General features: G+C 43.9%; 6 protein-coding genes and 2 rRNA genes (1 of these 8 only partly in view). All 8 read right to left on the reverse strand.

All coding sequences use genetic code 11. The features are described 5' to 3' along the window. Positions 1-84: 84 nt before the first annotated feature. The gene (polA, locus tag H6571_16130) at positions 85-2,883 is read right to left on the reverse strand and encodes a DNA polymerase I (protein MCB9325270.1); all 2,799 of its coding nucleotides are present in this window, start codon (positions 2,881-2,883) and stop codon (positions 85-87) included. A gap of 170 nt (positions 2,884-3,053) precedes the next feature. Next, complete coding sequence (locus H6571_16135; GenBank protein MCB9325271.1) at positions 3,054-4,055, reverse strand: DUF3078 domain-containing protein; 1,002 nt, start codon at positions 4,053-4,055, stop codon at positions 3,054-3,056. Positions 4,056-4,163: 108 nt separating this feature from the next. After that, positions 4,164-5,003, reverse strand: a complete 840-nt coding sequence (locus H6571_16140; protein ID MCB9325272.1) for a mechanosensitive ion channel — start codon at positions 5,001-5,003, stop codon at positions 4,164-4,166. 37 nt (positions 5,004-5,040) lie between these two features. Beyond that, positions 5,041-5,340, reverse strand: a complete 300-nt coding sequence (locus tag H6571_16145) for a hypothetical protein (GenBank protein MCB9325273.1) — start codon at positions 5,338-5,340, stop codon at positions 5,041-5,043. 11 nt (positions 5,341-5,351) lie between these two features. Next, a complete protein-coding gene (locus H6571_16150; protein ID MCB9325274.1) occupies positions 5,352-5,906 on the reverse strand; it encodes a sigma-70 family RNA polymerase sigma factor in 555 nt (184 codons plus the stop codon). A gap of 229 nt (positions 5,907-6,135) precedes the next feature. Continuing rightward, the gene (locus H6571_16155) at positions 6,136-7,068 is read right to left on the reverse strand and encodes a class I SAM-dependent methyltransferase (protein ID MCB9325275.1); all 933 of its coding nucleotides are present in this window, start codon (positions 7,066-7,068) and stop codon (positions 6,136-6,138) included. A gap of 75 nt (positions 7,069-7,143) precedes the next feature. Beyond that, positions 7,144-7,253, reverse strand: a 5S ribosomal RNA gene (gene rrf / locus H6571_16160). 117 nt (positions 7,254-7,370) lie between these two features. Beyond that, a 23S ribosomal RNA gene (locus H6571_16165) occupies positions 7,371-8,785 on the reverse strand (it continues 1,490 nt past the right edge of the window).

An 8,785-nucleotide genomic window follows, 5' to 3' on the forward strand; every position in this document is an offset into this window, starting at 1 on the left:
CTTTAAACTTTAGCCTTTTTAATTTTTGGATCGAATGTTCATCTTAAAATAAGAAAATAAACATCAGAGTATCACACCATCAAATCAATGCGCTTCCAGCCAATCTTCTCCAACGCCCATATCCACTACAATCGGAACCTTGAGACCTGGGATAGCATTTTTCATTTTATCGTCCACCAGTAATTTAACTTCCTCCAGTTCACCCTTGGGCACATCGAAAACCAATTCATCATGCACCTGGAGGATCATTTTTGTTTTCAAATGACTCTTTTTCAGCGCTTGATGGATATTGGCCATCGCAATTTTTATCATATCGGCTGCTGTGCCTTGTATCGGCGTGTTGATGGCGTTTCTTTCGGCTCCGCTGCGGATCATGCCATTCCGGGAATTAATATCTCTCAGGTGGCGCCTTCTTCCCATCATGGTCATCACATAGCCGTTTTCGCGTGCGTCAGCTACCGTTTTGTCCATATACAGCCGAAGGCCGGGATATTGCTTAAAATAGCTTTCTATGAGTGTTTTGGCTTCGGCTCGTTTTAAGTTTAGCTGCCGGGATAAATTGGTGGCCCCGGCCCCGTAGATGATACTGAAGTTAACGGTTTTGGCGCGGTATCTTTGTTCCCGGTTGACCTCATCATACGGCACATCAAAAACGCCGGCGGCGGTGGCCCGGTGAATATCCTTCCCTTCGATAAAGGCCTTTTGCATGGCTGTTTCTCCGCTCATCTCCGCGATGAGCCTCAATTCTATCTGTGAATAATCCGCAGCGAGCAGCACATGGTTTTTGTCGCGTGGGATGAATGCTTTTCGTACGCGCGCGCCTTCGGGTGTTCTTACCGGAATATTTTGGAGGTTGGGGTTGTTGCTGCTTAAACGCCCAGTGGCTGTCAGGGCCTGGTTGAATGAACTGTGAATCCTTCCGGTCTTTGGATTTATCATTTTCGGCAGGGCATCCACGTAGGTGGATTTGAGTTTGGATAACCCCCTGAACCTTAGGATGTCATTTACTATTTCAAACTCCTGGGACAATTCAGCCAGTTTCTCCTCGTCTGTGGAATACTGCCCGCTTTTGGTTTTGCTCCAGCGGTAGGGAATTTTCAATTTTTCAAACAACACTTCTCCTACCTGTTTGGGAGAGGCTATATTAAAACGTACTCCTGCTTTTTCATAAATAGTGGCCTCGGCTTTGTCGATATCAGTACCCAGTTCTTTTGAATAGATATTCAGGTAATTCGCATCAACATTAACGCCTTCAAATTCAAGATCGACAAGTGCCTTGATCAATGGCTCTTCAATAGTATCGTAAAGGTCCTTTAATCCCTCCTTTTCCATTTTGGGAAACAAATACTCTTTCAGCTGAAGCGTGATGTCGGCATCTTCCGCTGCGTAATCACTGACCTTTTCAACCGGAATATCCCTCATGGACAGCTGGTTTTTACCTTTGCCTATGAGGGAAGAAATGGAAACGGGTTTGTATTTCAGGTAAGTTTCCGAAAGATAATCCATGTTGTGTCTCAATTCAGGCTCCAGCAGGTAATGTGCGATCATCGTATCCTGGTAGAGCCCTTTAACTTCCACATCGTACCATTTCATGACGATGGCATCGTATTTTATGTTTTGGGCGATTTTGACAATTGTTTCATCTTCCAGGATGGGTTTAAAGAGGTCGACAATGGCATAAGCATCCACTCGGTCTTCAGGGATGGAAATATACCAGGCCTCACCAGGTTTTATGGCAAATGACATGCCGACGAGTTCAGCGAGGTTCGGATCGATATTTGTGGTTTCCGTATCAAAGCAGATCGTCTTTTCCGACGCCAGTTTTTTGGCGAGGGCCTGGCAATCCCCGAGGTTATCGACAAGATGATAGGAATGGGAGGTATTTTCTAAATTTTTCGTAGCAATGGAGTGGCTGGGCAATGGAGTGGGCGCCACGGAAGCACTCATCTCTGCATTTCCGAAAAGGGATCCCTGGGTGGCTGTAGGTTTATGAACAGGCTCCGTTTCGTCAGTACCCAGTATCTGGGTGGCGAGGGTTCTGAATTCGAGTTCTTTGAATACTTCCGCCAGCATTTCCTTATCAGGTGGGTCGAGCCTGTATTCTTCAGCGTTGAATTTTATAGGTACATTAATATCTATGGTGGCAAGCTGCTTGGAGAGCAGCCCTTGCTCCGCAAAATTGATTACGTTTTCCTTTTGCTTGCCTTTGAGAGATTCAACATTTTCCAGAAGGCCTTCCACTGTGCCAAAATCCTTAAGTAATTTGATGGCGGTTTTAGGACCGATTCCAGGGATGCCCGGTATATTATCCACGCTGTCTCCTATGAGCCCCAACATATCGATGACCTGGTCGATTCGGTCAATATCCCATTTTGCCTTAACCTCCTCTACACCCATGATCTCCACGTCATTTCCCATCCTGGCCGGTTTGTATAGGAAAATATTTTCGGAAACCAGTTGGCCGAAGTCTTTATCAGGAGTCATCATATATACCTGCATACCCTCCTTTTCGGCCTGTTTGGCCAGGGTGCCTATGACATCATCCGCTTCAAATCCTTCCTTGGTAACGATTGGAATTTTAAATCCCTTTAATATTCTGTGGATATAGGGAATGGCTGAAGTAATATCTTCCGGTTGGGACTCCCTGTTGGCTTTGTACGGTTCATAAGCTTCGTGCCTGAAAGTAGGTCCGGGAAGGTCAAAAGCCACGGCGAGGTAATGGGGGTGTTGATTTCTCATAAGATCCCACAGGACACGAGTAAATCCGGTAACGGCAGAAGTATTGACGCCTTTTGAATTGATCAGTGGTCGGCTAATGAATGCATAATGAGCCCGGTACATTAAAGCGTGTCCGTCGAGCAGGAAAAGTTTTTCTTTCGGCATGATTTCGATATTGGTTCAGATTAGCAAGGTAAGGAATTATTATAAAATTCGGGGTGTGTTGCTTTGGATCAAAATAAAAAATCACGCTAAGTCGTCATGATCTTCATCAAATTAACGACTTAGCGTGATTTAAAGTTGCCAACCGCTATAGGTTGTTAAAGTTTGTCAGTTTAGAAAGTTACGTTGTATTTAAGCAGGAATTGTTCCGTGACGCTGGCTCTTCTTCCCGTGCCATTTATGCCATTTGGAGCGTTGTAGTCGGTGATCTGTACTTTGATATCATGATCGTAAAATACATTCAGGGTAACGGCAGCCTGTAATCCTTTGAAGATATTGAAACCAATTTCATTCACCCAGTCCACATCGATATTCTGTGGTTCCAATTTGTAATTAGAGAACAGAGCCAAACCGGAAGTGTAAACGAGACGGTCTTCGAGGAATTTGTTGGAGTAATTCATCCTGGCCAGTGCTCCCAATGCACTAAATACATTTTCCCCGGGGGGATTGCCATGAACATTGAGGGCAGCGATGCCATCATCTGCAACAATGATCCATTTTCCACCAATAGGAGAGAAATAGATGGAAAGTTTATCGGACAGTTTGTAATCGATTCCTACAGACAAGGTAATGCCTGCCGGTGAAAAAAGTTTCGATTGCAAAACAGCCGTACCATTTCCGGAAATATCTGACAGGAAATTTCCGGGATAATCGGCGGTGCCGTTATAAGTGGGAGTGAGTTGACTCATAAAGGAAAAGTCAGCTGCGACGAAGATCTTTGATCCCTCTTTGATGGCATATCCGGCTTTTGAATTGAGTCTGAGCTCGTCGATAGCCTTTTGGAAGGGTATTTTTGTGTCCGACCCCTGGGCAATCACCCCTGACCCAAGACGTTGAAGGCCGAGTTGCCAGGCGGCCACGTTGTCCCACGCGATCCTGTCCTTTTTATATTTAGCAAAAAAGCTAACCGCTCCGCCAATACCCAGTCTATTTTGACCGGCTCCTTGTTTGGGATTGATCTGAAGCAATTGAGCAAAATCCAGCCCAAGGCCTGCTCCTGCTTTCCATACGGGGTCCTCCTGTTTTTCTTCAGCGGCATCCTGGGCCGTTAAATTGCCAGAGGGAATAAAAAACGAGACCATTAAGGCTGCAATGATTAAAAATAAATTTTTCATCAGCATGAAATTTTTGTAATGAATAGAATTGGTGGTTGAACCGGTCCATGGTGGACGAGGCTCCGCCCATTCATTAATCAGGGAAACGCCTGAAAAAATGATGGTTTTTTATGAAATATTATTTGGCTTAAAAATCTCCACTTTTTCAGACATGAGCTTGCTGAGTGGAATGATGATATCACTTTCTTCCGTTTCAAGGGTAAAAGTGGTTCCATCAATGCTTTTTACCGTTCCTTTTGTCCCGTCAATACTTATGGTTTGGCCAATGGAGATCTTTTCTTTATGATAAAAGGAGGAGAGCATACTGGCCATTAATCCTTTTGAAGCAAAGCCATAACCCAGTGCAAAAGCCAGTACTACGCCTGCAAGAATAATCGACATATTGTTTTCAATAAAATCGGTTTGCAGGTCAGCCTGCTTGAGGCTTATCATTATGACATTGAGGAAAAGAAAATAAAAGGCAACATTGGAAATTAGCTTTGAAGCAGGGATCGCCAGGGATTCGCAAGCGGTAAAAACGGCTTTTTTCAAGGTGTCGGCAATCACAACCCCAATGATCAGCACAATAAGGGCAGAAAGAACCTTAGGGATGTAATTCATGATACTGGTCATAAGGTCTGAAACTGCCTGCATGCCCAAGACCTCTGTTGCTGCCATGATGAAAATGAAAAGCACCAGATAATAGGCAATTTTTGATAACATTGTGCTCGGCACAATCTTTATATTGGAGTTATAAACAATTTCAATTTCGTTGAGCTTCTCTGCAAGTTTATCAATTCCGATCGCTCCCAGAAATTTTTTCAATAATTTAGCGATCAATTTGGCCAATATCCAGCCAAGAATAAATACAGTTACGGCTCCAATTAATTTTGGCAGTACTCCTGCCAGGGCACTTAATTGTTCACCCAAAATTCCCATTAATGTAAATCCTTTGTCTGTGTTTCCCATTGCGAGTAATTATAATATGGCTTAAAATGAATGGTGTTTATCTAATTATTGGAATATCGCCGGGGCCACCCGGACCCTTGCCTCTTTGCCGGTCAAAACTTCCTGAAGCAGGATCCTCTTTTGACGAGCTATTTTTAGCGTTAATTTTATCTTCATCTCCTCCTCCTGCAATGGCAATGAACATATCCACTACTCTTGGCAGATAGACATCAATGACGCTGCCAATAAATCGGAAAGTGGATAGGGTGCCCATGAGATCTTTTTTCAGATCTTCGCCCTCCTTCGAGGAGTAATATTTTTCCTCTTGTTGCTCCTGTAATTTTTGAAAATTGTTCATTTAAGTTTATATTAGGCTAGTGTCGCGGCAAAAAAATCTGTTTTTATCATCCTTGCTTTTTCCTTAGCTCGTTTTAGTCTCATTTTCACGGCACTTTCCGTTATGTTAATGGCGTCACCAATTTCTTTTATTGACATATCATCCTGATATTTCATCAATAAAATAGCCGTATCGTCAGGAGGTAATTCATCCAGTACTTTTTTTAATTGCTCCACCTCCAGTTCCAGCAATTCACTATCGGGAATATCATCCACCACATCAGCTGCATTTTCAATATCCTCGGAAAAAATATCCTTTTGTTTTTTAGTTCTGCGGATATAATCGATGCAATAATTATAGCTAATAGAGTAAATCCACGTCGAAAATTTTGATTTCCCGCTGAATTTTGCAAGGTTTAAAAATATTTTGGTAAAAATTTCCTGTGTAGCATCCTGAGCCAGTGCTTCATCTCTCAACATGGAAATACACTTGCTAAAAATTTTGCCTGCGTATCTTTCATATAATATGGTAAAGCATTGGGATGCCTGGGTTTCAAGGTAAGAGTGGATGACGTTCATGTCTTCCATACTTTTGTTACATGTATTTTCCGAAGCTTGCAATTCTTGAATGTTTAAAGTGTAATATTTCAAAATACGCCAAGCCGGAATGCTGCAATTCCTCTTTTGACGTAATTATTTCGAAAAGGTACACAAATCTGATAAAAATAATTAAGAAATGTTTAACAAAAGTAAGGAGAATGAAATCAAGGAGTGAGGAACTGAATTTAAAATTTAAAATTTAAAATTATTAGGAATTCTATGTTTCGACAACATTAGAAATTAAAAGACAATGACTTATGGCCAGTTGATCTGGGGATATTTTATTAAATTTTTCATGGATCCGGATGGATTTAAGCAATTCCGGATTTCCTTTTCGGGTGGTAATTTCCAGTAAATTCAGGTTAAGATTTTCATAAAGACTTTTATAATCGGTTAGTCGCCATCTATTTTGTGGTTGAACATCGTTATCAATTAAGGCCCACTTTTTATCAGAAAATTTAAGGAAGTTGTATATGCTGATTGATTTATCGAAATGGGCGAAATGATCGGACATATCCACGAAATGGGACATAATGCCCTCTGGTTTGACCACCCGTTTGAATTCGGTTAATAAACCGGTCAGTACTTCTGGATAAACGTGTTCAAAGGTATTATTGGAGTGTACCAGGTTTATGGTGTTATCCTCTAAAGGCAGGTTTCTGGCATCTCCGACAGTATAAACGATATTAAGCTTTGCCAGCATTTGTTCGAAGGTCAATTGACCGGCATTATTTTGCACGTCCTTCAGGAGATCAAAGCGATGGGGGAGGGGAGGAAAGAATTTATTGATTTCTCCTTTGGCCTGATAGTGAAGGAACATCTCAAGGGTGGCGCAAAGTTTTTCTTTATCGCAGAGTGGGCTGATATCCAGGGTATGGATTTTTGCTGCACCCGCCAGGAACATACTTATGGGTACGACGGGGTACCATCCTGTTCCCAGTTCCAGGGTAACTTTATCGTTAACAGAGGAGATATACTTTTGGCAGGCATCAATATGTTCCTTAGCGTGTTGGAGACGATCCTGGAAGTATTCGTCGGAAAGGAAAACCCCCTTGGTGATGTATTTCTGAAAAAAATAGTTGATATTATGCCGGAAGGGCAGGAAAGAAATACCTTTTTGAACAACGGCCTTAAGTATCCATTTTTTCATCTTAGCAGGATGTGCAGGGTATAAATAACAAGAGCCTTGCAGAATAACTTATGCAAGGCTCTTGAGAAGAAAAAAAGTTGGCAGCGACCTACTCTCCCACCTAAAGGCAGTACCATCGGCGCAAAGAGGCTTAACTTCTCTGTTCGGAATGGGAAGAGGTGTGCCCTCTTGCTATAGCCACCAACAAATCTTTATCACCGGCGAAAAGGCCGGGACATTATATTTTTTGAATGATCAAAGATCATGACAATTGACAGGTGAGATTAATAAAGCTACTAAAGAGCTTTTAGTGAAAAATTTACGAAGAAAGTCTTTGGGTAATTAGTACTACTCGGCTCCATACATCACTGCACTTCCACCTGTAGCCTATCAACGTGGTAATCTTCCACGACCCTACATCCCGAAGGAATGGAATACTCATCTTGGAGTTGGCTTCGCGCTTAGATGCTTTCAGCGCTTATCCATTCCGCACATAGCTACCCTGCAATGCAACTGGCGTCACAACAGGTACACTAGAGGTGCGTCCAACCCGGTCCTCTCGTACTAGAGTCAGATCTCCTCAATATTCCAACGCCCACAACAGATAGGGACCGAACTGTCTTGCGACGTTCTGAACCCAGCTCGCGTGCCACTTTAATGGGCGAACAGCCCAACCCTTGGGACCTTCTCCAGCCCCAGGATGTGACGAGCCGACATCGAGGTGCCAAACCTCCCCGTCGATATGAGCTCTTGGGGGAGATCAGCCTGTTATCCCCGGCGTACCTTTTATCCTTTGAGCGATGGCCCTTCCATGCGGAACCACCGGATCACTTTAGCCTACTTTCGTACCTGGTCGAGGCGTCCCTCTCTCAGTCAAGCACCCTTGTACTAATACGCTCTGCGCATGATTACCAACCATGCTGAGGGTACCTTTGCGAGCCTCCGTTACTTTTTTGGAGGCGACCACCCCAGTCAAACTACCCACCACACAATGTCTCCCGAGGGTATCGGGATTAGAACCTAAGTATAAGAAGGGTGGTATTTCAAGGTCGGCTCCACCACCGCTGGCGCGGCAGCTTCAAAGCCTCCCACCTATCCTACACATCTTATACTCAAGCACAATGTGAAGCTGTAGTAAAGGTGCACGGGGTCTTTCCGTCCCGTTGCGGGTAACCGGCATCTTCACCGATACTTCAATTTCACCGAGCTCGTGGCTGAGACAGTGCCCAGATCGTTACACCATTCGTGCAGGTCGGAACTTACCCGACAAGGAATTTCGCTACCTTAGGACCGTTATAGTTACGGCCGCCGTTTACCGGGGCTTCAGTCAATTGCTTCGCTCCGAAGAACTAACAACCTTCCTTAACCTTCCGGCACCGGGCAGGTGTCAGACCCTATACTTCATCTTACGATTTCGCAGAGTCCTGTGTTTTTGCTAAACAGTCGCCTGGGCCTCTTCACTGCGGCTCTGATTGCTCAGAGCGTCTCTTCTCCCGAAGTTACGAGACCATTTTGCCTAGTTCCTTAGCCACGATTCACTCGAGCGCCTGAGGATGCTCTCCTCGACTACCTGTGTCGGTTTACGGTACGGGTTGTATTATTCTGAAGCTTAGAGGGTTTTCTTGGAAGCATACTTGGGACCACTATCACGTCAAGCTTGCGCTATCAGTGTACTATCGCAGTTCAGCTCAGAAAGCGGATTTGCCTACTTTCTTCAACGCCTACGTGCTTCAACGTA

The sequence above is a fragment of the Lewinellaceae bacterium genome (genome assembly GCA_020636105.1).
GTDB lineage: Bacteria > Bacteroidota > Bacteroidia > Chitinophagales > Saprospiraceae > BCD1.